The organism is Cobetia sp. 1AS1 (genome assembly GCF_029846435.1).
GTDB classification, from domain to species: domain Bacteria; phylum Pseudomonadota; class Gammaproteobacteria; order Pseudomonadales; family Halomonadaceae; genus Cobetia; species Cobetia amphilecti.
This window is the reverse complement of record NZ_JARWKU010000008.1, coordinates 157238-182758: the sequence shown is the minus strand read 5'-3', so window position 1 is coordinate 182758 and position 25521 is coordinate 157238. Positions and strand designations below refer to the sequence as shown.

General features: G+C 65.0%; 20 protein-coding genes and 1 pseudogene. 6 read left to right on the top strand and 15 right to left on the bottom strand.

Annotated features, from left to right (window positions below):
• Positions 1 to 82 precede the first annotated feature (82 nt).
• Positions 83 to 1273 (bottom strand): MFS transporter, encoded by a 1191-nt coding sequence (locus QD280_RS13675; RefSeq protein WP_279839680.1) that lies wholly within the window; start codon positions 1271 to 1273, stop codon positions 83 to 85.
• Between the two features lie 229 nt (positions 1274 to 1502).
• Here QD280_RS13675 and QD280_RS13670 point away from each other — a divergent pair, with 229 nt between their 5' ends.
• The 5 genes and pseudogenes from QD280_RS13670 (at position 1503) to QD280_RS13650 (ending at position 7428) form a co-directional block, all read left to right on the top strand.
• Entirely contained in the window at positions 1503 to 2207 is a 705-nt protein-coding gene (locus QD280_RS13670) for a gamma-glutamyl-gamma-aminobutyrate hydrolase family protein (RefSeq protein ID WP_279839678.1), read from the top strand.
• Positions 2208 to 2666: 459 nt separating this feature from the next.
• A pseudogene (locus QD280_RS13665) lies at positions 2667 to 3134 on the top strand ((2Fe-2S)-binding protein); the annotation flags it as partial.
• 133 nt (positions 3135 to 3267) lie between these two features.
• On the top strand, positions 3268 to 5652 hold the full coding sequence (locus QD280_RS13660; RefSeq protein ID WP_279839676.1) for a molybdopterin cofactor-binding domain-containing protein: 2385 nt from the start codon (positions 3268 to 3270) through the stop codon (positions 5650 to 5652).
• A gap of 103 nt (positions 5653 to 5755) precedes the next feature.
• Positions 5756 to 6781 (top strand): XdhC family protein, encoded by a 1026-nt coding sequence (locus QD280_RS13655; protein ID WP_279839674.1) that lies wholly within the window; start codon positions 5756 to 5758, stop codon positions 6779 to 6781.
• A 32-nt stretch (positions 6782 to 6813) separates the two neighbouring features.
• Positions 6814 to 7428 carry a nucleotidyltransferase family protein gene (locus QD280_RS13650; protein ID WP_279839672.1) on the top strand — a complete coding sequence of 205 codons (615 nt, stop codon included), beginning with the start codon at positions 6814 to 6816 and terminating at the stop codon, positions 7426 to 7428.
• 105 nt (positions 7429 to 7533) lie between these two features.
• On the opposite strand, the gene QD280_RS13645 is transcribed toward QD280_RS13650, so the two are convergent.
• The 13 genes from QD280_RS13645 to QD280_RS13585 form a co-directional block, all read right to left on the bottom strand.
• A complete protein-coding gene (locus tag QD280_RS13645) occupies positions 7534 to 7944 on the bottom strand; it encodes a hypothetical protein (protein ID WP_279839669.1) in 411 nt (136 codons plus the stop codon).
• A 226-nt stretch (positions 7945 to 8170) separates the two neighbouring features.
• Positions 8171 to 11365, bottom strand: a complete 3195-nt coding sequence (locus QD280_RS13640; RefSeq protein ID WP_279839667.1) for a multidrug efflux RND transporter permease subunit — start codon at positions 11363 to 11365, stop codon at positions 8171 to 8173.
• Positions 11362 to 12648 carry an efflux RND transporter periplasmic adaptor subunit gene (locus QD280_RS13635; RefSeq protein WP_279839665.1) on the bottom strand — a complete coding sequence of 429 codons (1287 nt, stop codon included), beginning with the start codon at positions 12646 to 12648 and terminating at the stop codon, positions 11362 to 11364. Before QD280_RS13635 ends, QD280_RS13640 begins: the two co-directional genes overlap by 4 nt.
• A 286-nt stretch (positions 12649 to 12934) precedes the next feature.
• A complete protein-coding gene (locus QD280_RS13630) occupies positions 12935 to 13699 on the bottom strand; it encodes a transporter substrate-binding domain-containing protein (protein WP_279839663.1) in 765 nt (254 codons plus the stop codon).
• A gap of 249 nt (positions 13700 to 13948) precedes the next feature.
• On the bottom strand, positions 13949 to 14701 hold the full coding sequence (locus tag QD280_RS13625) for an ABC transporter permease (RefSeq protein WP_225348169.1): 753 nt from the start codon (positions 14699 to 14701) through the stop codon (positions 13949 to 13951).
• A 41-nt stretch (positions 14702 to 14742) separates the two neighbouring features.
• Positions 14743 to 15459, bottom strand: a complete 717-nt coding sequence (locus tag QD280_RS13620; RefSeq protein WP_043334396.1) for an ABC transporter permease — start codon at positions 15457 to 15459, stop codon at positions 14743 to 14745.
• Positions 15460 to 15500: 41 nt separating this feature from the next.
• Positions 15501 to 16325 carry a transporter substrate-binding domain-containing protein gene (locus QD280_RS13615; protein WP_215823419.1) on the bottom strand — a complete coding sequence of 275 codons (825 nt, stop codon included), beginning with the start codon at positions 16323 to 16325 and terminating at the stop codon, positions 15501 to 15503.
• A gap of 201 nt (positions 16326 to 16526) precedes the next feature.
• Positions 16527 to 17309 carry an ATP-binding cassette domain-containing protein gene (locus QD280_RS13610; protein ID WP_043334393.1) on the bottom strand — a complete coding sequence of 261 codons (783 nt, stop codon included), beginning with the start codon at positions 17307 to 17309 and terminating at the stop codon, positions 16527 to 16529.
• A 597-nt stretch (positions 17310 to 17906) separates the two neighbouring features.
• Positions 17907 to 18929, bottom strand: a complete 1023-nt coding sequence (locus QD280_RS13605) for a succinylglutamate desuccinylase (protein ID WP_279839661.1) — start codon at positions 18927 to 18929, stop codon at positions 17907 to 17909.
• Positions 18926 to 19744 carry a DUF1338 domain-containing protein gene (locus QD280_RS13600; protein WP_225347243.1) on the bottom strand — a complete coding sequence of 273 codons (819 nt, stop codon included), beginning with the start codon at positions 19742 to 19744 and terminating at the stop codon, positions 18926 to 18928. The genes QD280_RS13605 and QD280_RS13600 overlap by 4 nt, the downstream gene beginning before the upstream one ends.
• A gap of 274 nt (positions 19745 to 20018) precedes the next feature.
• Positions 20019 to 20576, bottom strand: coding sequence for a lipocalin family protein (locus tag QD280_RS13595; RefSeq protein WP_279839658.1), 558 nt, complete (start codon positions 20574 to 20576; stop codon positions 20019 to 20021).
• 184 nt (positions 20577 to 20760) lie between these two features.
• On the bottom strand, positions 20761 to 21963 hold the full coding sequence (locus QD280_RS13590) for a GGDEF domain-containing protein (protein WP_279839656.1): 1203 nt from the start codon (positions 21961 to 21963) through the stop codon (positions 20761 to 20763).
• Positions 21964 to 22094: 131 nt separating this feature from the next.
• On the bottom strand, positions 22095 to 23327 hold the full coding sequence (locus QD280_RS13585; RefSeq protein WP_279839654.1) for a TauD/TfdA family dioxygenase: 1233 nt from the start codon (positions 23325 to 23327) through the stop codon (positions 22095 to 22097).
• Positions 23328 to 23540: 213 nt separating this feature from the next.
• Between QD280_RS13585 and QD280_RS13580 the strand changes: the two genes are divergently transcribed.
• Positions 23541 to 24464 carry a LysR family transcriptional regulator gene (locus tag QD280_RS13580; protein ID WP_225347239.1) on the top strand — a complete coding sequence of 308 codons (924 nt, stop codon included), beginning with the start codon at positions 23541 to 23543 and terminating at the stop codon, positions 24462 to 24464.
• A gap of 211 nt (positions 24465 to 24675) precedes the next feature.
• On the opposite strand, the gene QD280_RS13575 is transcribed toward QD280_RS13580, so the two are convergent.
• Positions 24676 to 25521 carry a M90 family metallopeptidase gene (locus QD280_RS13575; RefSeq protein WP_279839652.1) on the bottom strand — a complete coding sequence of 282 codons (846 nt, stop codon included), beginning with the start codon at positions 25519 to 25521 and terminating at the stop codon, positions 24676 to 24678.

Below are 25521 nucleotides of genomic sequence, written 5' to 3'. Positions count from 1 at the left end.
TCGGTCTCGCCGGTGGGGGCTGTGTCGTTGTGGATTGGGGATCTGAAGTCTGAGATGTGAGCGGCGGATGCCGTGGCGCCACTCAGGCCAGTTGTGGCTGGATCACGCGCGTGGGCTCGCGGCGCACCGGCCAGTGCACGATGGCGGCCAGCAGACCGAAGATGCCGCTGGAGATCCACAGCAGGTCGTAGCTGCCGGTCAGCTGATAGACCACACCACCGCCCCAGGCCCCCAGGAAGGCACCGACCTGATGGGCGGCCAGCACCATGCCGAACACGAAGGCCTGACGCTTCTGGCCGAAGTAGAGCGCGACGGCCTGACTGGTCAGCGGTACCGTCGACAGCCACAGAATGCCCATGATCGCGCCGAAGGCGTAGAGCAGCATGCTGCTGGGCGGGATGACCACCATCGCCATCACCAGCGCGGCGCGGCACAGATAGATCAGCATCAACAGCTGCGGCGGGTGACGGCGGCCGCCCCAGGCACCGAACAGGATGGTACCCGCGATATTGAGCGCGCCGATGATCGCCAGCGTGTTGCCGGCCACGTTCAGGGGCAGGCCGCAGGCGACCACGAAATTGGGCAGGTGAGTGGCGATGAAGGCGACGTGCACGCCGCAGACGAAGAAGCCGCCGGCGAGCGCCAGAAAGCGTCGGTCCTGCAGCAGCGGGCCCTGGCTCGGGATATCCTCCGCCGGTGCCTCACTGCCGGCCGGCGGGCGACGCAGCAATGGCAGGGCCATGGGAATCAGCAGCAGGCAGCTGGCGCCGAGGGCCAGCATGGCGATCTTCCAGTCGATCAGCACCAGCATCGGGGTCGCGACCGAGTAGATCAGCTGCCCGAAGGAGCCGCCGGCCGAGGCGATGCCCAGCCCGATGCCACGATGCTGAATGGGGACCACGCGCGTGACGGCTGCCAGCACCAGCGGAAAGGTGGTCGCCCCGATGCCGATGCCAGCCAGCACGCCGGCACCCAGCATCCACACCGTCGGGGTCGGCCAGAGGGCGGTGACGCCCATGCCGACCGCGTAGCACAGGCTACCGATCAGGAAGACGCTAAGCGTGCCGAAGCGGTCCGACAGCTTGCTGGCGATGGGCGCGGCCAGTCCGAAGACCAGATTCTGGATGGCGAGCGCGAATGACAGACTCCCCATGCCCCAGGTGAGTTCGCTGGCCATCGGTGGCAGCATGAAGCCCATGGCCTGCCGCGCGCCGGTATTGATGGCGAGAATCAGCGCTGCCAACGCGATCGCTGCCTTCCAGTTCAGTTGCATGTCTTGCCCACCCCTGTCGTTATCATTGTGCTGCGGACTCCACTGCCTGTGGGCGGAAGATCACCTTGAGACCTTGGTCTCTATATTCCACTTTATTCTCATGGATGGGCGCATCCCGAATACGTCAACGACGGTAGCAGAAGCGACAGCGTAGTCGTTGCTTGTCACGTACGGTCGTGCCGCGGTCGTGGCGCGGACGTCGTCGATCCCGCCACCTCAGGAGGTAGTGATGCATATCGGTCTGCTGCAATGCGATGACGTGAATCCGGCCCTCATCGAGCGGCATGGCAACTATCCCGCCATGTTCCAGGCCCTGCTCACGCGCAGTGACCCGGATATCCGGATCAGCGTCTGGCGCTGCCTGGATGGCGAGTTTCCCGAGCAGCTGGATGCCTGCGATGGCTGGCTGATCACCGGGTCAAAACATGGCGTCAATGATGGGCTCGCCTGGATCACGACACTGTGCGAGTTTGTCCGGCGCGTGCATGCGGCAAAGCTGCCGCTGGTCGGTGTCTGCTTCGGCCATCAGGTGATCGCCAGGGCCTTGGGGGGCGAGGTGGAGAAACATGCACGCGGCTGGGGTGTCGGCCTGTCGTTCAATCGTGTCCGTGCGCAACGCCCCTGGATGCAACCGCCGCAAACGGGGCTGGATCTCATCGTCAGCCATCAGGATCAGGTCAGTGTCCTGCCTGCCGATGCCCGGGTGCTGGCGGACAGTGCCTTCTGCGCCTTCTATCTGATCGAGGTGGGCAGCTGCCTCGGCGTGCAGGGGCATCCCGAGTTCAGCTCCGCCTACTCTCGTGACCTGATGAGGTTGCGTCGCGAACAGATCGGCGAACATCGCGTGCGCGAGGGCGAAGCCTCCTTGAGTGTCGCGCCAGACAGCGCCGTGATGACGCAATGGATGCTGGCCTTCATTCGCCACTGGCGTTGAGGCCTGACCAGCGCAGGGCGCTTTTTTCACGCCTCGTCAGCAACGGGCAGCAGCCATCAGGCGTCGGCAGGGACTGTCAGCTATCAGGCGCCGCCAGGCATCGGTGACGAATCGTGCCCGGCTTGCGTGGAATCCACTGCCGATCGCACCCCGCGAAACGCTATACTGTCATGCATGTCACATGCGCTGTTTACCATGGCGGGTGCCATACCCCGGCCTGGTGACATGCCGTGGTCTCACGACACTACACTGTTTCCCGTTTGGCACCATGGTGCTGAGTCGTGACCTGTAGAATTTCGCCATTCGGGGTATGCCAATCGCGCAGCCTGCCCGACATGCAACGTGCCGTTCGCCCCCTGACACCGGACACACGCAGCGTCAGTCTACTGACGCCATGTCGAGTCATGCCGTCGCACCGCTCTGTATCCCAGCCCTGTATCTCAATCCTGTCCCTGCTTCATGCTCCTGAGGAGAAGCCCCTTGGCTAACTTCACTCTGAACGGCAAGGCCGTCAGTCTCGAGGTCGATCCGCAAACCCCGCTGTTATGGGTGCTGCGTGAGCACCTGGGTCTGACCGGCACCAAGTTCGGTTGCGGCATCGCCCAGTGCGGCGCCTGTACCGTGCACCTGAACGGCACAGCGGCGCGTACCTGTGTCCTGCCGGTGCTGGCCGCCGAAGGTGGTGACATCGTCACCATCGAGGGGTTGGCCGAGAACGACGATCACCCGCTGCAGCAGGCCTGGGTCGAGGAGCAGGTGCCGCAGTGCGGTTACTGCCAGTCCGGCCAGATCATGCAGGCCGCCGACTTCCTCAAGAACACGCCCGACCCCACCGATGAGCAGGTCACCGCCGCCATGGCCGGCAACCTGTGTCGCTGCATGGCCTACGTGCGCATCCATCGCGCAGTGAAGCGTGCCGCCACCATCGCCAATGAGCGTGCCACCAGCCAGGTGAGCGGTCAGCAGACCGACGCCACGGCCGCGACTGCCGGCGTCGGCACCTTCGATCCGCGTGCCACGGCAGGCACCGTGTCCCATTCTGCTGTCGAGGAGACGTCTCATGGCAAGGTTTGATGACAAGCTGGCCGCGCATCAGCGCGAGCTTGCTGCCGCGCGCAAGACTTCCTCGAGCCGCGGCGGTATCACGCGGCGTGGCTTCCTGATCGGCAGTGTGGCGGGTTCCACCATGCTGGCCTTCGGCGTGTCCGGCGCGGCGCTGGCCGCCGGGTCAGACGGCAAGGGCTCGGCCAGCGAGACGCTGTCCGCCGGGGCCTTCGAGCCGACCATGTGGTACGCCATCGCCACTGATGGCACCGTCACCGTGCATATCACCAAGTCCGAGATGGGGCAGCACGTCGCCACCAGCCTCGCACGTCTGGTGGTCGAGGAGCTTGAGGCCGACTGGGACAGCGTCAAGGTCGATTACGTCGACAGCGCCCCCAAGTGGGGCTACATGATCACCGGCGGCAGCTGGTCGGTTCACCAGAGCTACCAGCCGCTGTCACAGGCCGGCGCGGCGGGGCGTATCGCGCTGATCGAGGCGGGCGCTCAGCAGATGGGCGTGGCGGTCGAGAGCTGCAAGGCGCGCAAGGGACGCGTCATCAGTGGCGATCAGTCGCTGAGCTATGGCGAGATCGTCGCGGCGGGGCTGGAGCGCAGCTTCTCCGAGGAGGAGCTTGCGGCCATCGAGCTCAAGCCGGCCTCCGAGCGTCGCGTGCTGGGCACCAGGGGCAACGCGCTGGACGTGCCGCCCAAGACCAACGGTCAGGCCGTCTACGGCATCGACTACACCCTGCCGGCAGAGATCGAGGCGCGTGTCGGCAAGACATTGCATGCGCGTCCGGTGATGCCGCCGAGCCGCTTCGGCTGCAAGGTCACCGCCGTCGATGACAGCGAGGCCCGCAAGGTCATCGGCTATCGCCAGACCATCGAACTCAAGGACCCGTCCGGCATCTGCCAGGGCTGGCTTGCGGTCATCGCCGACAACTTCTCGGCGGCCATGCGCGCCACCGACCTGCTCAAGGTCGAGTGGAGCAAGGGCGACAGCTATCAGGTCGACGAGACGGCGATTCAGGCCGAGGGCCAGCGTCTGGTCAGCTCGCCGAGCCGTGACAACGGCTCACTGCTGGTGGATCAGGGCGACCCTGCGCCGCTGCTCGAGAATGCCGCCACCACGGTGGAATCCACCTTCACCACCTCAAGCGTGCTGCACTTCACGCTGGAACCGGCCAATGCGCTGGCCTACGAAGAGGATGGCCACTGGCACATCCACTGCGGCAACCAGCAGCAGTCCCTGCTGACCTCACTGGTCACCAAGGCGCTGGAGCTCGAGGAAGGCAAGGTCACCCATCACCAGCTGTATCTGGGCGGTGGTTTCGGGCGTCGTCTGCACGGTGACTACGCCGTACCGGCCGCGCTGGCCTCCAAGGCCGTGGGGCGTCCGGTGAAGATGATCTTCACGCGCCCGGATGACAGCCGCTTCGATTGCGTGCGCTCGCCCTCGGTGCAGCGTCTGCGCTCCGGTCTCGATGCCGAGGGGCGTGTCGTGGCCTCCGAGCACGCCGCCGCCGCCGGCTGGCCGACGGCAGCCCTGATGCCGGCCTTCATGGCGGAAGCCATCGAAGGTGGCGGCAAGCTGGACTCCTTCTCCATCAGCGGCGCGGACCACTGGTACAACGTCGGCACCCAGCGTGTCTGGGCGCAGCAGAACAAGGTCGCCCACGAGGCCTTCGTGCCCGGCTACCTGCGCTCCGTCGCACCGGGCTGGACGCTGTGGGCGGTCGAACAGCATATCGATGAGCTGGCGCTGGCGGCCGAGCAGGACCCGGCCGAATTCCGCCTCGCGCTGCTGGATGCCGAAGGCCGCAACGCCGGCAAGGCGCCGGTCAGCACCGGCGGCGCCGAGCGTCTGCGCAACGTGCTCAAGCGCGTGATGGAGAAGTCCGGCTGGAGCGAGCGCGACAGCCTGCCGGCAGACACCGGCATGGGCGTGGCACTGAGCTTCGGTCAGGAACGCAGCATGCCGACCTGGGTGGCCTGCGTGGCACGGGTCAAGGTCGATCGCGCCACCGGCGAGGTCAAGCTCGAGAAGCTGACCAGCGTGGTGGATGCCGGTACGCTGGCGCATCCGGATGGTGCCATGGCGCAGCTGGAAGGCTCGCTCCTGTGGGGCGTCTCGATGGCGATGCATGAAGGCACCGAATACCGCGAGGGCGGCCCGGTGGCGCAGAATCTGGGCGCCTATCAGCCGTTGCGCATGCATCAGGTGCCGCAGATGGATCTCGAGTTCGTCGACAGCACCGAGATGCCGGTCGGTCTCGGCGAGCCGGGCACCACGGTGGTCGCACCGGCGATCGCCAACGCCATTCAGCATGCGGTCGGCGTGCGCCTGCGTGACCTGCCGATGCGTCCGGCGGCGCTCAAGGCCGCGCTCAGCGAGGCCTGATCCTCCCCGGTGAATGCCTCTGATACCCGCCACTCCGGCATGCCCGGGTGGCGGGTTTCGTGTCTTCAGACCGGGCGCAGGCTTCTGATATGAGAGAGTATTGATGCAACACCTTGATCTTGAAGTGATCCATCAGGCGATCGACTGGCTGGCACCCGCAGATGGCGAGCCATCCGTGCGCCCGATCTGGCTGTGCACGGTGCTGGCCACCTTCGGCTCCTCACCGCGTGAGCCGGGTACCTGGCTGGTGGCGCGTGCCGATGGGCAGCATCGTGGTTCGCTGTCCGGCGGCTGTGTCGAGGAGGACTTTCTGGCGCGCCTGGCTGACGGGGAGTTCACCGCGCCTGCCCAGGTGATCCGCTATGGCGAGGGCGGCCATCAGGGCGCGGGGATTGCCTTGCCCTGTGGCGGCATTCTGGACGTACTGGTCGAGCGCTTCACGGCCTGTGACGCGGACATCGCGCACCTCGAGGCGCTGCGCGCGGCACTCGAGGGCCAGACACCGCGTCTGCGCCAGGTGATGCTGGAGGGGGATGGAGCGCGTGCGCTTCAGCACGACAGCGGGCTGGGGGAGCGGGTCGAGCCGCTCGAGGGCCACGCGGGCCAGGCGTGCGGCTATCAGCTGCGGGTCGGGCCGGTGGCGCGTCTGCTGCTGGCGGGCCTCTCGCCGGTGGCGGAAGCCTGCGCCGCCTTCGCCGTCAGCCTCGGCTTCGAGGTGATCATCTGCGAGCCACGCGAGGAAGTGCTGGCCGACTGGGATGCCCGCAAGGCGCCGCTCGAGGGCGTCAGCCTGCGCCGCGAGCTGCCGTCACGCTTCATCGCCGCCGGCGGCTGTCATGCCGCCACCGCCGTGGTCGCGCTGACCCACGACCCGCGTATCGATGATCTGGCGATGATCGAGGCGGTACGCCAGCCCGCGTTCTATATCGGCGTGATGGGTTCGTTGCGTACCTCAACGGCACGCGCCGAGCGGCTGGCGCGCAGCGGTGGGCTCAGCGCCGAGGAGATTGCGCGCATCGTGATGCCGATCGGGCTGAATCTGGGCAGCAAGACACCGGCCGAGATCGCGCTGGCGGTGATGGCCGATATCGTGCGCATCCGCCGTGGTCGCGCTCGCGAGAGCCTGTGAAGGCGCTCAGGGGGCAGTCAGGGAGATCGCCCATGAATGAGTCGATCATTCTGGTCATGGCCGCGGGGCAGAGTCGCCGCTTCGGCAGTGACAAGCGCCAGGCGCGTCTGGCGGATGGCCAGACGCTGCTGATGGCGACGCTGTCGCGGATCATGTCCTGTGGTGTGGACTGGCGTCTGCTGCTGCGTGAGGACGATGATCCCGCCGCACTGCTGGGAGATGACTTCGCGCGTGAGCATGCCGGGCGGTTCTGGCGTGCGCCGCAGGCGGGCAATGGCCTCGGTGCCAGTCTCGGCGATGTCTTCCGTCAGCTCAGTGATGAGGCTGGATTGGCGCATGTGCAGGTGGCGGCAGTGTGGCTGGCGGACATGGCGCAGATCACGGCGCAGACCTTTCATGCCCTTCGGGCCGAGTCTCAGGCCGATGGCGTGCATATCGTGCGACCGAGGCTTGAAGGCGAGGGCGGCCCCGGGCATCCGGTGCTGTTCGGGCGGGCGCTGTGGGCAGAGCTTGCGACGCTTGAAGGCGGTGAGGGCGCGCGCGAGGTGATCGCGCGACATCGCGAGGCGCTGCGTGAGGTGGCAGTCGGTGATGACGGTATCCATCACGACATCGACACGCCAGCGATGCTGAAGCTCAGAGGCTGAAACTGAAACTGCAAGACGTCACGTGCGCTGGAAACAGGCCCCTCCAGACAGCAAAAGGCCCCGTCACTTAATGGTGACGGGGCCTTTTGCTGTCTGCCTATCGCGTTACAGCGTGCGCATATCCAGCAGCTTGATGCTCTGGATGCGCGGCTCGCCCCAGCTCAGGTCGAGCACCCACTCGGCGTCGAAATGCGTGTGCAACACGCTGCCATCGCGCATGGCGGCGCGGTGCTCACCGCCCATGCGCAGGGTGGCGCTGTCGAGGCTGTTGCGCTGGGCGCGCACCCAGCCGAGTGCATGGCCATTGACCAGCAGCTCGCTGCGACGCTGCTCCCAGTTGGCCAGGAACTCGCTGCCGGTCAGGGTTTCATCCAGCAGCTGGATGGAAGCCTCCTCGCCCAGCAATTCCGCCAGTTCGATAGCAGGCGCCATGCGGTTGAGCATGGAGAACCAGCGGTGCGCGAAGTTTTCGAGTTCGGCCTCGAGGGCCAGATCATTGAAGGTATCGGCGTACATGGCACCTGCTCCCGAGTGGGTAAATATTGATGGGCATTATGCCGAGAGTCGTGAGCAGTAAACATGCCACGAACGGAATGGCAGTGTTGCCAACGGGGAGTCAATGCTTCAGCGGTTGCTGAAGCCGCGACGCCCCGTGGCGTTTGGCTGTTCTCGATCTCTCGGGAGAGTGGTCGTATCAGTGGATGGCTCAGTGGCCGTATCAATGGTCGTATCAATGGTCGTATCAATGAATGCGGCGGCCTGACTCGCCATTGCTATCCGGCGTGACAGCGTCCTGATGCGCTTCACGTTTCTCGACCAGGCGGCGGATACCGACATAGAACAGCGGTGTCAGCAGCAGGCCGAACACGGTGACGCCGATCATCCCGGAGAACACCGCCACGCCCATCGCCTGACGCATCTCGCTGCCGGCACCGGTGGCCAGTACCAGCGGCACCACGCCCGCGGTGAAGGCCACCGACGTCATCAGGATGGGACGCAGGCGCAGGCGACAGGCCGTCAGCACGGCGTCCAGGCGACTCTGGCCAGCATGCTGCTGCTCACGGGCGAACTCGACCAGCAGGATCGCGTTCTTGCACGCCAGCGCCACCAGCACGATCAAGCCGATGCGCGTGAAGATGTTGTTGTCGCCCCCCGTCAGCCAGACACCGGCCAGCGCCGACAGCAGTGTCATCGGCACGATCAGGATGATCGCCAGCGGCAGCGACCAGCTCTCGTACTGGGCGGCCAGCACCAGGAACACCAGCAATACCACCAGCGGGAAGATGTAGATCATGGTGTTGCCGGCCAGTACCTGCTGGTAGGTCACCTCCGTCCACTCGTAGCCGATGCCCTGTGGCAGGTTGCCGGCCAGCACTTCCTCGATGGCGGCCTTGGCCTGATCGCTGGAGACGCCCGGCGCCGGCGAGCCGTTGATATCGGCGCTGACGAAGGTGTTGTAGTGCATCACGCGGTCCGGGCCGGTGGTCGGTGTCACCTTGACGAAGCTGCCCAGCGGAATCATGCGGCCGTTGTCGCTGCGCACCTTGAGGTTGCGGATGTCATCCGGGTCGAGACGCGCCGACTGCTCGGCCTGGGCGCGCACCTGATAGGTACGCCCGAAGCGGTTGAAGTCATTGACGTACAGCGAGCCCATGTACACCTGCAGAGTCTCGAAGGCACGTTCCACCGGCACCCCCATGATCATCGCCTGCTCGCGATCCAGATCGATGTCGTACTGCGGCACCTGGATGCGGAAGCTGGAGTAGACACTGCTCAGACGCGGGTCAGCGTTGCCCTTGGCGGTGATGGTCTGCACGGCGGAGAACAGCTCATCGAAGCCCTTGTTGCCGCGGTCCTGCAGCTGCAACTTGAAGCCCCCCGTAGTGCCCAGGCCCAGAATCGGTGGCGGCGGGAAGACGGCGACGAAGGCCTCGTCGATCCCCGCGAATTTCTGGTTCAGCTGAGCGGCGATCGCCTGACCGGAAAGCTCGGGCGACTGTCGCTCATCGAAGTCCGCCAGGGTCGCGAACACGATGCCGGAGTTGGAGGCATTGACGAAGCCGTTCACGGAGAGCCCCGGGAAGGCCACAGTGTGCGCCACGCCCGGTGTGTCCAGCGCCAGTGCCTGCATCTCGTCGATGACCTCGGAGGTGCGGTCGAGGCTGGCGGCGTCCGGCAGCTGGGCCATCGCGACCAGGTACTGCTTGTCCTGCCCCGGGATGAAGCCGCCGGGCACGCTGTCGAACAGCTTGCCGGTGGCGCCGAGCATTACGACATACAGCAGGCCGACGATGACACCGAAGCGCAGCAGCTTCTTGATCAGGCCGGTATAGCCGTTGGCCATCGCACTGAAGGCGCGGTTGAACGGCGCGAACAGCCAGCGACCGAACAGGCCATCGATGACGCGGGACAGCCAGTCAGGCTTGGCACCGTGGGGCTTGAGCAGCAGAGCCGACAGCGCCGGTGACAGCGTCAGCGAGTTGAAGGCCGAGATGAGCGTCGAGATGGTGATGGTCAGCGCGAACTGCTTGTAGAACTGACCGCTCAGGCCGCTGATGAAGGCCGTCGGCACGAATACCGCCGTCAGCACCAGCGCGATGGCGATGATCGGGCCGGTCACTTCACGCATGGCGATCTGGGTGGCCTCGATGGGCGAGTGGCCCAGCTCGATGTTGCGTTCGACATTCTCCACCACCACGATGGCGTCATCGACGACGATACCGATGGCGAGCACCAGCCCGAACAGCGACAGCGTATTGATCGACACGCCCATCAGCTGCATGACCGCAAACGTCCCGATCAGCGAGACCGGCACCGCGATCAGCGGAATGATCGAGGCCCGCCAGGTCTGCAGGAACAGGATCACCACGATCACGACCAGCAGGATGGCCTCGAACAGGGTGTCGATGACCGCCTCGATGGAGCCGCGCACGAAGACCGTCGGGTCGTAGACGATGTCGTAGCTGACGCCATCCGGGAAGGCCTCTGACATCTCGCTCATGCTCTCGCGCACGGAATCCGACAGCGCGATCGCATTCGAGCCGGGGCGCTGGAAGATCGGCATCGCCACGGCATCCTTGCCATCCAGCTGCGCGCGCAGCGAATAGCTGTCGGCGCCCAGTTCGACACGCGCCACATCCTTCAGGCGTGTCAGGCGGCCATCTTCATCGACACGGATGACGATGTTCTCGAATTCCTCGGCGCTCTCCAGGCGGCCCCGCACGTTGAGCAGGCGCTGGAACTGGTTGTCGTCAGGCGAGGGCTGGGCACCGACGGAACCGGCGGCCACCTGCTGATTCTGGGCCCGCAGGGCACTGATGATGTCACCGGCAGACAGGCCCCGCGCCGCCACGGCGTCCGGGTCGAGCCACACGCGCATCGAGTACTCGCCGGCACCGAACAGCTGCACGTCGCCGACCCCCTCGAGACGGGCGAGATTGTCCTTCAGGTTCAGGCGCGCGTAGTTGGACAGCCACAGCTGGTCATAGCGGCCATCCGGGGAGGTCAGGTGGACCACCATCGTCAGGTTGGGCGAGGCCTTCTCGGTGGTGATGCCGAGCTGCTGCACCTCCTGCGGCAGGCGCGGCGTGGCGCGGGCCACACGGTTCTGCACCTGAACCTGGGCCTTGTCCAGGTCAGTGCCCAGCGCGAAGGTCACCGTCAGGGTCAGGTTGCCGTCGGAGGTCGCCTGGGAGTCCATGTACAGCATGCTTTCGACGCCGGTGATTTCCTGCTCCAGCGGCGTGGCGACGGTGGCCCCGATGACTTCGGGGTTGGCCCCCGGGTAGTTGGCGCGCACCACCACGGTGGGCGGCACGACTTCCGGATACTCGGAGATGGGCAGCTGGAACAGCGACAGCATCCCGGAGATGACGATCAGGATCGACAGCACCGCGGCGAAGACCGGGCGCTTGATGAAGAAGCTGGAGATATTCACGAACGGCCTCCGGCTGCCTGACGGTCAGCCTCGGCCAGTGTCGCGGCGTCCTGGTCGTTGTCCTGATCCAGCGGCTGGGCGGTCTGCTGCTGCAGGCGCGAGATACGTGCGGCGAGTGCCTTGAGAGCACCGTCATCGGGCATCTCGACCAGCTTGGGGGTGATCGGCATGCCCGGACCTGCCTTGGCAGGCCCCGCAGCCAGCACGCGGTCACCGGCGGCCAGGCCATCGGTGACGGCACGCAGCGGGCCGAAGCGCGGGCCGGTGGTGATGCCGCGGTAGGCGAGGGTGTTGTCCTTGGCGACCACCAGCACGAACTGACGGTCCAGATCGGTGCCGATGGCGCGTTCCGGAATCAGCACGGCATCCCGGATCTCGGGCGAGGCGAGACGCAGGCGTGCAAAGGCGCCCGGACGCAGGGCGGCATCATCGGCGCTGAAGGTGGTGCCGATCCGCAGGGTGCCGGTATCGATATCGACGCTGTTGTCGATGAAGTCGAGCTCACCGTGGAAGGGGAAATCCTGCTGACCGGCCAGCTGGAGTTCGACCGGCAGGTGGTCATCGGCGCTGACGTTCGCGAAGTCCTGGTTCCAGGTCAGCTCGCTGATGTCGATATAGGCGTCCAGCTGGCGGGTCTCGACCAGCGTGGTCAGCACGCTCTGGCCAGCCTGCACGGTGTTGCCACGCGTGATGCGCGCATTGGACAGGCGACCATCGATCGGGGCGCGGATGGTGGCATAGTCCAGATCCAGACGGGCACGCTCGAGCTGGGCGATGGCGCCCTTAAGCTGTGCATTGAGGCCGGTGGCGGTAGTGCTGCGCGAATCGGCTTCCTCGCGCGAGATCAGGTTGCGCTTGACCAGACTGGCGGCGCGACCGGACTCGCTGCGGGCATTGGCCAACTCAGCCTTGATGCGTGCGACTTCCGCTTCCAGACGTTGAACCTCGGCCTTGAAGGGGCGTTGATCAAGACGCACCAGCGGCGTGCCGGCGCTTACCTGACTGCCTTCGGTGAACAGCACTTCCTCGACTTCGCCGCTCACGCGTGGGCGCAGTTGCACGCGCTGGGGAGATTCCAGACGTGTGGTGTAGGTATGCCAGGCCGCGACCGGCTGCGACTGGGCGGCGACGACTTCCATCGTCGGGGGAGTCTGTTGCGCGTTGCCGTTTTCTTCACTGTTGCCCTCGCTGCAGGCACTGAGCGCCAGAAGGCCGCCAAGGGTCAGCAGCAGGGAAGAAGCGATACGAGTAAGGCGCGCCGGACGTAAGTTCAGTCTCGACATGGGAATTTTCCGTAGCAGGATAGTTGGCTCGGCATCCTAGAGAGCCGGCCTGCGACGGATAAGCCCCTTGGAGCACACCGCTTTGATTCTGAATATGCACCAATTGTGCAGATAGCGCGCTGGCTGCCTGCTGTGCTCGAGCAAGGGCTCAACGCAAAAGCCCCGCGGCGGATGCCAGCGGGGCTTGTTGTCGTGCATGTCACTTGCGTCTGCTGCCGCTCGACTCACGGTGCAGGCATCTCGGCACAGGCATCACGGCATGGCTGGCATGCCGCTTGAGGCGACCTTACTGCTTCTCGCCGAAGTACTTGGTGTGGATGGTGTCGTAGGTGCCATCGGCCTTCAACTCGGCCAGGGCGCCGTTGATCTGCTCGGCCAGGTCCTTGTCACGCTTGCGCATGGCGATACCGAATCCGTCGCCGAAGTACTTCTTGGGCTCGGTGACCACTTCACCGACGGCCTTGTAGTTGCCGTTGCCGCCGTCGATCAGGGTGGACTTGCCGACCGGGAAGTCGAGGAAGGCGATGTCGAGGCGACCCGCTTCCATGTCCAGCACCAGGTCATCGGCGGTGGTGTAGCGCTTGACCTCGGCATTCTTGCCGTAGAGATCGGTGACGTAGTTGTCCTGCAGGGTACCGCGCTGCACGCCGATGGCCTTGTCAGCCAGGGCTTCCCGGGAGGTGGCGCTCAGCTCGCTGTCGGACGGGGCGAACCAGGCGGACGGCGGGGTGATGTAGGTATCGGAGAACAGCACCTTCTCGCGGCGTTCCTCATTGATGGTCATCGAGGACATGATGGCGTCGTACTTGCGCGCCATCAGGCCGGGAATGATGCCGTCCCACGCCTGGATGACCCACTCGCAGTCGCGGTTGATCTTCGCGCAGATGGCATTGCCCAGTTCGATGTCGAAACCGGTCAGCTCACCATCGGGCGTCTTGTATTCCATCGGCTCGTAGGGCACGTCGACGCCGATGCGCAGCGATTCGGCCGCCTGAGCGCCACCGGCCATCAATGCTGCACCCAGCAGGGAGATTCCCAGAAGCTTCTTCATGTCAGTCCCATCCATCATTGTTGTTGGTCATACTGGCTGATCAGTGGCATCAGACACTCCCTCCTGAACACCAGCCATCTGAGCCGCGGACATAAGGGGGCGTGTCATGCCAGTGGCTCCACACTAGCCCAGACCGAGGCTGTGGTGAAGAGGGTCAATGGACAAATTCAAACGGTCGTTAAACGAGATGAATTCCTGCCGTTATATCCTGATATAAAAAAAGCGCCCTACAAAGGGCGCTTTTGACGTTCAGCTTAACGGTTTCAAGTGTGCCAGCAGGCGTTTCTCCAGTTGCCGGAAGATGGCAATGATGGTGAAGGTCAGACACAGGTAGATGGCGGCGACGAACAGGAAGGCCTCGAAGGGCGCGTAGAAGCGTGCGTAGATGTCACGCGCGGCGCCGGTGAGGTCCAGAAGCGTCACCACGCTGCAGATGGCACTGGCATGCAGCATGAAGATGACTTCATTGCCGTAGGCCGGCAGCGCCCGGCGGAAGGCACTGGGCAGAATGATGCGACGCATCATCTTGCCACGTGACATGCCGTAGGCGCGGGCGGCTTCCATCTCGCCCTTGGGGGTCGACTGGATGGCACCGTGGAAGATCTCGGTGGTGTAGGCCGCGGTATTGAGCACGAAGGCCAGCAGCGCCGGCACGAAGGGATCACGGAAGTAATCCCACAGCCAGGTCTCCTGGATGCTGGGCACATGCACGCTGGTCACGCCCAGCGAGATGTCGAAGCCGTCGAAGAACACCACGCCGTAGTAGATCAGATAGAGCTGGATCAGCAGCGGCGTGCCGCGGAAGACATAGGTGTAGAGATAGACCGGCATCTTCACCCAGCGACGACGCGAGCCGCGCATGATCGCCAGCGGCACGGCCAGTATCAGCCCGATGAGCAGCGCCAGACATACCAGCTGTACGGTGGTGACCAGCCCTTCCCAGTAGTGCCACAGGGTGGTCGCGGTGAAGATGTAGTTGTCGCTCAGCGCATCCTCGAGCATCTGACCCAGTTGGGCGATGACGCCTGAGGGGCCTGCATCATTCAGTTGTTCCATGCGCTGGCCTCCCCGAATCCGGCGTTATAGCGCTTCTTGAGACGTGCCAACCCCCATTCGGACACGGTGGCGATCAGCAGATAGCCCGCCGCGACCGGCAACAGGAAGGTGAAGGGCTCGTGGGTCGCCTTGGCGGCCTCACTGGCGACACGCACCATGTCGACCAGCCCGATCACCGACACCAGGGCGGTGGTCTTGAGCAATACCATCCAGTTGTTGCCCAGCCCCGGCAGGGCGTGACGCATCATCAGCGGGAAGCGAATGCGCTTGAAGACCTTCCAGTCGTTCATGCCATAGGCGCGCCCGGCTTCGATCTGCCCGGCATCCACCGCCATGAAGGCGCCACGGAAGGTCTCGCCCATGTAGGCACCGAAGATGAAGCCGATGGTGACGACGCCGGCAGTGAACTCATCGACATTGACGAAGACGTCGATGTCGTAGCTGTCGTAAAGCCAGTCGGTGACCATGTTGATGCCGATCTGGCCGCCGAAGAACAGCAGCAGCATCAGCACGATGTCGGGAACGCCGCGGATGATGGTGGTGTAGAGCGTCGCGAGCCAGCGCAGAGGCGTGGAGCGCGACATCTTGGCCGTCGCCGTCAATAGCCCCAGCGCGATGGCCAGCAGCTGGGCCAGCACGGCCAGCTGCACCGTGACCCAGGCACCTTCCAGCAGGCTGGGCCCGTAGCCTTGTAGGTCAATCATGGGAAATCTCCCGTGAAGCGCCGAATAACCCGTTCAGCGGCTTACTGGTGGTTGTCGGACGCAGTGGCGGCGCTGGCGAAGTACTTGTCGTTGAGACGCTTGAGCGTGCCATCGGCCTTGAGCGCTTCCAGGGCACCATCGATGGCCTTCTTGAGGTCGCGGTCGCGCTTCTTCATGGCGATGCCGAAGCCGTCGCCGAAGTACTTCTTCGGCTCGCTGATGGCGCTGCCGGTGTTGACGAAGTTGCCGTCGTTGGCATTGACCAGGGTGTCCTGACCGACCGGCAGGTCCAGGAAGGCGACATCGACGCGGCCGCTGTCCATGTCCAGCACCAGGTCATCGAGCTTGGTGTAGCGGCGCACTTCTGCCGTGCGGCCGTAGAGGTCGGTGACGTAGTGATCCTGCAGGTTGCCGCGCTGCACCCCGATCACCTTGCCCGCGAGCGCCTCGGCATCGAGGGTGTCCGCGCCCGCCAGCGGGCTGTCCGCCTTGACGAACCAGCCGGACGGCGGCGTGAAGTAGGGCTCGGAGAACAGCACCTGACGCTCACGCTCCGGATTGATGGTCAGCGCCGACATGATGACGTCGTACTTGCGCGCCATCAGGCCCGGGATGATGCCGTCGAAGTCCTGCTCGGTCCATTCGCAGTGGGTGGCGAGCTGGGCGCAGATGGCGTTGCCCAGTTCGATCTCGAAACCGGTCAGCTCACCGCTGGGCAGCTTGTAGCCGAAGGGCGCGTAGGGCACGTCGATGCCCAGGCGCAGCGGGTCCGGCACATCGGCCGCCTGAGCGGCGCTGGTGGTGATGGCGAAGCTGGAGAGACCGAGGGTGAGACCCAGCAGGGCACGTGTCGCGAACTGTTTCATTACTTGTCATTCCTGAAGTCTTGGACACCTCGAGGCTTGCCGTTGGCGTGGCGCTCGCGGTGCTGAATCATGTGCCGGTCACGGGATCACCGTGCCGGGATGTGCCACAGGCCGAGCGGTAGGCTCAGCGATGGGCCAAGGGCCATTCATCAGTACTGGTGATCAGGGCTGCTGAACAGGGCTGCTGATCAGGGCGCTTTGTCAGTACTTGGGCGCCAGGAACTGCTTGAGGCGCTCCGACTGGGGATTGCCCAGCACGTCTTCCGGCTTGCCGGCTTCCTCGACCAGTCCCTGATGCAGGTAGACCACCTGGCTCGAGACATCACGCGCGAAGCTCATCTCGTGGGTCACCACCACCATGGTGCGGCCTTCCTCGGCCAGGTCACGCATGACCTTGAGCACGTCACCGACCAGTTCCGGGTCGAGGGCCGAGGTCGGCTCGTCGAACAGCATCACCTCCGGCTCCATCGCCAGCGCGCGTGCGATGGCGCCGCGCTGCTGCTGGCCACCGGACATCTGCGCCGGATAGTAGTCGGCGCGCTCGAGCAGGCCGACGCGGTCCAGCAGACTGCGTGCGTGGGCGATGGCTTCCTTCTTCGGCTTGCCGAGCACGTGGATCGGCGCCTCGATGACATTTTCCAGCAGCGTCATGTGCGACCACAGGTTGAAGCCCTGAAAGACCATCGACAGGCGCGCGCGCATGCGCTCGACCTGACGCCAGTCCATCGGTTCGCGGCCACGGCGGCTTTCCTTGAAGCCGATCTGCTCGCCATGCACGAAGATGTCGCCGCCGTCCGGCTGCTCCAGCAGGTTCATGCAGCGCAGAAAGGTGCTCTTGCCGGAACCGGACGCGCCGATCAGGGTAATGACATCGCCCTTGCGTGCTTGCAGTGACAAGCCCTTGAGCACCTGATTGGTGCCAAAGGACTTGGTGATGTTGCGGACCTCGAGAGGCAGCGCGTCGCTGCTCGGGCTCTCGGCCACGGAAGATCTCATGGTCATGCAGTTACTCCAATCCGGACGTTGCCAGCCCTGGGGGCAATGACACGCCACGAGTCCGCCGCGGGGCGGTCGGGCTCGGGATACAGGTTCGTTGCCGACATGGCACGGCTGCCTGGTACTGCCTTTCACTCTCGCTCGCTGACGTGCGCGACGCAGACGTGATGAGGCGGCAAGGCGTGGCACGGGAGGAGTGGCGGAGAATGCCGTCAGGGGCATGGCCAGTTCCTCACGATCAGTCCGATTGATCGTCGTTCTCGCTGCCAGTGACCGTCTACAACAGGCGAAAAATGCCTGTGCTTGCATGTCGTGGACGGGAAAGGGGGCCGATTCTACCAGCTCGACGCAGGGTTCACCGCTATCTGGCGTGGAGGAATGTTACGACTTTGGTGGAGCCTGCAGGGACGCACGCGGATGCCGTCCGGCCGTGGGGGAGGAGTCTTCATGATCAAGGTCGCCTGTTGTCGTTGTAGTAAGGCTTTCGTCAGTGCAATCGCGCCGTCGTGCTTCGCCCTGCGGGGAATGGGCGGGCAGAACGCCGGCGCTTGTGGCTCAGTGCCGGTTTGTTCAGTGTCTGGTGACTCAGTCTGTCGGTGTCGAGCTCTCGGCCAGCAGCAGGGCGGCGCGGGCGCCTATCTCCACCTTCGCGTTGGGGAAGACCACCCGCAGTGGGGTATCGCCGATGATGCAGGGGCCAGCAGCGGCGTCTTCGGCCACCACGCTGCCGGGGGCGAAGGCGGTGAAGTTGGCGACATCCTCGCTGAAGCACAGCGTGAAGTCGGCTGACTGACGCATCAATTCCACTTCCACCGTGAAGTAGTCGATGGCCTCGGGGTCTGCTTCGGCGGGCGCCGTGCCGGTCGCCAGCGCCGCGAGCAGGGCTTTCATCGGTGCGAGCGCCGCCATGTCGTTGGCGCCGAACGGGCGAACCTGGCCCAGCTCCAGCGTGAAGGCGTCGGCATCATGGTAGTGGCGCGAATAGTGCGAGAAGGTCCAGCTGTGCTGATGCTGGTGCAGCACGGCCTGGATGCCGGCGGCGCTCAATATCGGCCACTGCGATGCGCTGATGGCGTCGCCATCACTGAAGGGCACCACCGCGAAGCGCGGATAGAGGCTGTCGCGGATGGCGGTATGCATGTCGTAGTGCAGGCGGCGCGTGCCCTCGGCCAGCGGGAAGCGGGCATAGAAGGTGTCCACGGCCGCCATCAGCTGACGCGCGCGCGCCGGCTCATCATCGGACGGACAGTCGTTGCCCGTGACGCTGGCCTCGGCGCGCTTGAACAGTCGATTGAGATTGGTGGTGATGAAACGCTCGCCAGTGCGGATGGCGGGCAGGTTGCCCAGAATCAGCAGCAGCGGCGCCCCGACGATCAGGTGGCCGCTCTCCAGTCCCGCGATCAGTTCACCGAGCAGCTCGATGGGGGCGGTCTCGTTGCCGTGGATACCGGCGGAGATCACGCACGGGCGCGCCTTGGGCCCCGTGACGTCGGGGGTGATCTCCAGCACGCCGGGTGCGACGATCTCATAGCGACCACCGGGAATACGGCCCATGCCACGGGCGCTGGCGTGGCCTTCAAGTGTCAGGTCTAGCCAGTCGGCAATCACGAGGCAGTCGGCTCCTGGCGAACATTGGTGGATTCGAAGATCTTGTCGGCGCTGGCCGCCACGAAGCCCTGATACAGCTCGCCATCGGCATCGGGGTAGCGGCGCGCGAATTCGTAGTAGCAGGTGGAGATCTCATGCTCCTCGCCACCGGCGAAGGTGAAGGTCTGGCGGTCGGCGAGGGTGGAGGCCTGCTCCAGCAGCACCTCGGGCGAGCCCTTGATGCGCCCTCCGGCCGGGTTGATGCCAAGGCCCAGCGACTCGACGCGCGTCAGCACCTTGTCGAGGGTGTCGTGACGGCTTAGCGCGTTGACGCTGATGGTGAAGTGGTTGGCGCGCAGGCCGATGATCGACAGCCAGGCCGCATACTCGCTCTCTTCCATCAGGCGCTGATACTGCTCGAAGCTGGGCGCTTTCCACAGGCGGCCAGACCACAGCACGGAGGGCTGGGTGGCGGCATCCGGCGAGATCTGACTGACCAGCCCATCGATGATCGCCTGGGCGCGCTCGGACAACTCATGGCATTTCAGCTCGGAGAGGAAGACGCGCGGCATGTCGGGTGACGGCGGCAGATAGCCGAAGGCGCGCAGCTTCTTCTCGCGGAAATCATAGGGCGCGAAGCGGGTATAGCCCAGCGCCAGCAGGTGAGGTTCCAGCGCGCTCAGGGTGATCGGCCCGCGATCGAAAGTGCGGAAGGCGACGTGGTCGTTGACGATGGTCTCGCCGTCAGCGATGAAGGCATCCTGGATCTTTTGGGCCTGGGGCGTCATGGCGACGTAGTCATCCCACAGGGCGCTGAAGAACTGCTGGATATCCATGGCACGGGCTCCCTCTGAACTGAGTTGCCCAGTGCAGCGAGGCGTCACTGGCACTGGGCGACAGCATCGAACGATTGGCATCAGGGCGGCGCACTCGGCGTGGCGCTACCCCGGAAGATTGTCAGCTCACCATTGGCGAGCCACGCGCGCGTGACAAGATGCGAGGTCGGTTGGATGAAAGCGGCTGTCCGCACCATATAAACGTCACGCGCCGGTTTAGACCTTGGTGTCAGGCCTTGGGTCCTGGGACCGGGTTCGGTGTCAGCTATCGGTGTCAGCGTTCGGTGTCATCAGGAGAGGGGCAGGCATCGCCCTGTTCGACCTTGATCAGCGCGTCGGTCGCGAAGCCGAGCTCGGCGGCCTGCTCGACCAGCGCCTGATAGGTGCCGTCATCCAGCTGCGGCTCACGCGCCAGTATCCACAGGTAGTCGCGATCGGCACCGGCCACCAGCGACCACTGATAGTCGTCATCCAGCGCCAGCACGTTGTAGCCGCCATAGAAGGGGCCGAAGAAGCTGACCTTGAGGGCCGCCGTCTCGCTGCCCTGAGTGAAGTAGGCACGACCTTCGGCCTGGCTCCATTGCCCTTGCTCGGCGTTGTAGCCGCGATTGATGACGCGCACGCCGCCGTCCTCGCGGGGCGAGTAATCGGCGCTGACGCAGCTCAGGCCCTCTTCGAAGCTGTTGGGCAGGCGGGCGATCTCGTGCCATTCACCGTAGTAACGTTCGAGCTCGAAGTTCTCGACGGGCTGGGTACCGGACGGGACTCCGGCGCAGCCGCCGAGGAGACCGAGACCGATTAGAGAGAAGGCAAGATGCGGCAGGCGTGTCATTGGCAGGCTCCATGCGCCAGGATGCCCCATTGATGAGTCGTGGGGCGTCCTGGCGTGATGCGGGTCATGAGAAAAGGACGAAACGGCATCCTTGTCTCATTGGGGCGTCTGCCGCTGTCTCAAGAGGGAGGGTGGCGCGGCTCAATGCTCGAGACGACGAGCGTCGAGCATCGAGCGCCGAGCGTCACAGTACCAGGCGGAGCGGATTGCCGGTGACGACGACGCCCCGCCCGCGTTGCTTGGCCTCGTACATGGCGCTGTCGGCGCGCGCGATGACCGTTTCCGGCGTGGCGCCCGAGAAGGGGAACAGGCTGATGCCGATGCTGGCGCTGACGGCGATGATCAGCGGCTCGCCATCGACCTCCAGCGTGATGGGACGACTGATGGCGTCGATCATACGCTCCGCCAGCTGCTCCGGGCCCTTGCGGCCGTTGCCCTCACGGCTGATCAGCACCAGAAATTCATCGCCGCCCAGGCGACCGACGATATCGTTGCCGCGCAGGGTGTTGCCCAGGCGCTCTCCGGTGATGCGCAGCACTTCATCGCCGATGGCATGACCGTGGCGGTCATTGACCGGCTTGAAGCCATCGAGGTCGATGAACAGCGCGGCCTGCACCGTGCCGGGGGTCTGGATGTCGAGTATCTGGTCGAGGCGTGTCAGCAGGGCGCGCCGGTTGAGCAGCCCGGTGAGCGAGTCGCACATCGCATGGTCGCGCAGATCGTCCCGCTCGCCGGTGATATGGCATTCATGCAGGAAGAGTTGTCGGCTCTGGCGCTCGCGCGAGTAGGCGCTCATGCCCGCCAGCAGGTTGACGGCCATCATGAAGTAAGCCTCGTTGGCTTCCACCAGGACATCGGAGCCAAGATGCATCAACGCGCAGCTGGCGGTGCAGCCCATCCATATCAGCAGTCCGCAGGCCATGGCATAGACGAACTGCAGCCCCAGCAGGGTGTAGGTCCAGAAGACCACGGTGATCAGGGTGACGAAGTAGACCGGGAAGTCACCATGCTCGTCCTCATGCTGTCCGGCGGCGTGGCTCTCCACCAGGTGCTCTCCGGCGTGACCGTCCCCCACATGGAACATCGCCAGCGTCCCCAGCGCTGCCACCAGCGAGGCCAGGCACAGGATGCCGTTGACGTGGTGTCGGAAACGCGGGAGGCGTGACAGCAGAAACAGGCCCAGCACGCCGACCAGAACGCTGGTACGCAGCAGCAGATAGGGCCCGTAGTGCTCCAGCAGGCTGATCTCGATCAGCCCATAGGATGCGAACAGCAGACAGCTCAGCGGGATGGTGATCCGGCTGAGCTTGTGTGAGGTCTCGATCTGTCGACGCCGATAGCGTCGTTCCAGGGTGTCATCCGCAAAGCAGAGTGTCATGGGATTCATGGGGCGATACCTGAGTTGCCAGACTCTCAGGATGCCACTGCCTTGCGTGGTATGCCCTGGAGGAACCGCCGCAACCTTTGCGTGCGGTTCAACGCTATTTCAAGTACTCCGCGGCATGAGGGCTTTCGTGCTCACGACTGAGTGAGGTTGGCACTGGCCAGCTGGCGCGCCGTGACGCGCAGCGCGGATTCCACCATGTCGTAATCCACATAGCAGCCCTGCAGGTGGCGGCGACCGGTCGTCGGGTCGAAGGACTTGCGGCCGTGCATCACGCGGCGGTTGTCGAAGGCCACCATCTGGCCGGCTTCCAGCTTGAGATGCAGGCGGAAGGCCGGCTCCCGCAGGATGCTCCAGTACTGGCGATAGGCGCTGTACCAGGCCTGCATCTGTTCCAGCGGCAGGCGCAGGCTGTCGCGGATCCAGTTGTTGAAGCGCACCTCGATGACCTTGTCGTTGGCATCCAGATGGATCACCGGCTCGCGCACCACCAGGTCGGTGGTCTCGTCGGCAAAGCGGAAGTCCACCGGGGTCTCGGCCAGCAGCCTGAAAGCCTGCGGGTCCCGCTCGCGCAGGGCCTCTGCGACCGCCATGCCGTCTCCGAAGATGGAGTCACCGCCTTCGGCCTCATTGGCCAGGCAGTAGAGCATCTGGATGTCCGGCGGCTGACGCCAGTTGGGCAGGTCGGTGTGCAGCTCCAGCGCGATCGGCGTGTAGGCGGCGTTGTTGGGTGCCTGCTTGGAGAAGACCTCGAAGCGGCCGCCGAAGTTGGTCGCGCGGATCGGGCCGATGGTCGCGGCCACCTGGTCGATCTCGCCACCTGCCGTCGGGCCGGCATCCAGAATCGCGAAGCCGTCGCGGCACAGCGCTTCCAGCCAGCCCAGGCGCGCCTGTCCACCGGCCATGTAGTCGGCAAAGGCGGTGACGTGAGGCTGATGGCCCTGCTGCCAGGCCTGGCTTGCGGGGACCGGCGTGGCCGGCGGTGCATCACTCGGACGACGTTGCAGCAACCAGCCGGCATCGAAGCGGCTGGTGTGGCCGTCCTGCCAGACGACGATGAGATTGCCTTGCTCGACACGCATCTGATGCACCGTCAGGGCCGCATCGTCCATCAGCATGAAGGTGCGTTCGAAGGTCTGCGGATGACGGCAGAGATCGCAGGCGCAGTGGTCGCGCAGCCAGATCAGCGGCAGTTGGGTCTGCTCACCGCTGGCCCATGCCAGTGACGCCAGGGTCTCGTCGTGGTCTGCCTTCACCAGCGGCGCGCCCTCGTGATGGGGCAGGTATTCCTTCATGTCCCACTGATGGCGTGCCTGTGACGCTTCAGTGTCTTGGGTGTCAGGGGCAGATGCGATGAGAGTCTCCATGGGCGCCGTCCTATGTCGTGTGTGCAGTAGCAGGTGAGCCAACGCGTGTCGCGTGGCTGGGTCGTATGGCTGAGCCGTGTCGCTGAGCCGTGACCCGAGAATGAGACCATTGTCCCCCTCGTCATCACGGCTGGCCAACGCGAAATATGACGGCCATGGCTTAGCTGAGCTAATGTGTGCCGATTGACCTTCATGCTCTGATGCGAGATAGCCATGCACGAACCTTCCCCCACGACGCCGAATGCCTTGCCGCGGCCCCTGCCGCCGCTGGCCTGGCTGCAGGCCTTCGAAGCCGCTGCGCGCCTGATGAGCTTCACGCGTGCCGCCGAGGAGCTGAGTGTCACCCAGTCGGCCATTAGCCAGCGGATTCGCCAGCTGGAGGACCGCCTTGGCCAGCCATTGTTCGTGCGCCATGCCCGCAGCCTCAATCTGACGCCGGCCGGTCAGGCCTGGTTGCCAGCGCTGCAGGATGGCTTCCAGCGCCTGCAGGAAGGCACGCTGGAAGTCTTCGGCCCCTCGCGCGCCGCACCGGTCAGCCTGCGGGCGACCCCGATGAGCCAGCAGGCCTGGCTGTTGCCGCGGCTGGCGAACTTCCACCGTGATCAGCCCGAGATCGCGCTGCGTCTGGTCAGTGCCTTCTGGCAGAGTGACTTCGATGGCGAGCAGGTGGATATCGAGCTGCGCTACGGTCAGGGCGACTGGCCACAGGTGGAGGCGATCCAGGTCGGGGCAGGGCAGGAGAGAATGGCCGTCGTGGCGAGTCCGGCGCTGAGCGCGCAGCTGAGCACGGCAGCGGACCTGGCCGGCATGACGCTGCTGCATGCCGCAGGCTTCGCGGTAGGCTGGCGGCGCTGGCTGGTGGCGGCAGATCAACTGGGGCTGGAGAAGACGACCTCTACCATCAGCTGTGACACCCAGGTGATGACGCTGGAAATGGCGCGTCTCGGCATGGGGGTGGCGCTGGTGCATGAAGGCCATTTCCGGCAATGGCTGGCGTCCGGCAACGGCGGACTGGAGCAGGTCTTCGCGCTGACGATCCCCGCCGAGCAGAACTTCTGGCTGGTGCGCTCCAATCAGCGCCCGATGCGGCCCACCGCGCAGCGTGTCTGGGATTATCTGTTGGCGGAGCCACAGTGAGCGATCCAGAGGTTGCTTTTGCGACCCCTGCTGAGCGAGTCGGCGTGTCTGCTGGCGCGCTTCTGGATTATATACCGTTAGCTTGAGGTGGTACTCGGCGCGGTAAGCGGCCGCTATCTCTTCTCTCGCTGTTTCCTCGGCTTGCTCGCGCCTTGTCTGCCAAGCGTGCGGTCATATCTGCCAAGCATGTGGTCAGATCTGCCAGGCGTGGTCAGTCGGAAGGCGGCGGGCAGCGCGCCAATGGCGACTGCTGGAAGAAGCGTTCCAGCAGGGCATACAGCGCCGGATAGGCCGCATTGAGCTCATCCGGTGCGCTGAAGAAATACTCGCAGCAGACGGCGAAGCATTCGGCGGGGTGGCTGGCGGCGTAGTCATCGATGGGCGTCGGCTCACCGCGTGACAGGCGCGCGTTCAGATCATCCCACACGGCAGTGAAGGTGGCGTGCCACTCCGCCGCGCTGATATGGCGCGGCAGGGGCGGAAAGCCATCGGCATCGGTGGCGTTGGCCATGTCGAGCTTGTGGGCGAATTCATGGATCACCACGTTGAAACCGCTCCAGTCACCGCTGGCGGCCAGGTCCTGTTGGGTGACCACCACTGGCCCCTGATACCAGGTCTCGCCGGCGCGGGTGTCCTCGAAGACATGCACCACGCCGGCGTCATCCATCTCTTCCACCTCACGGCGGATGGCCTGCAGCGGCAGCATGATCTCGTGCACGCGAGCGCCGGCGTCCTGCCAGCGCTCGGCATGCGCCCAGCCGTTGAGCAGCAGCATCGCCTGGGCAGCCAGCGCCAGCGCCTCGACCTGTGCGAGCGGCTCGGCGCTGGTCAGCTTCCAGTCGCTCAGCTGATGGCGGGCGCGCCGCTCAAGACGCGCCAGTGCCTCGGCGTCGAGCCCATCGAGAATCGGCAGGCGCTCGCGGACTGCCTGCCACGCGTCATCCGGCGCTGCCTCGCCAGCGGGGGAGGTGGCCGAGGCAGCGCCGGCGTCGGGGGCTGACATATCACGGCCGTGGCGAGCGGGGCGCTGCCACAGCCGTTGCCACCAGTGCGTCAT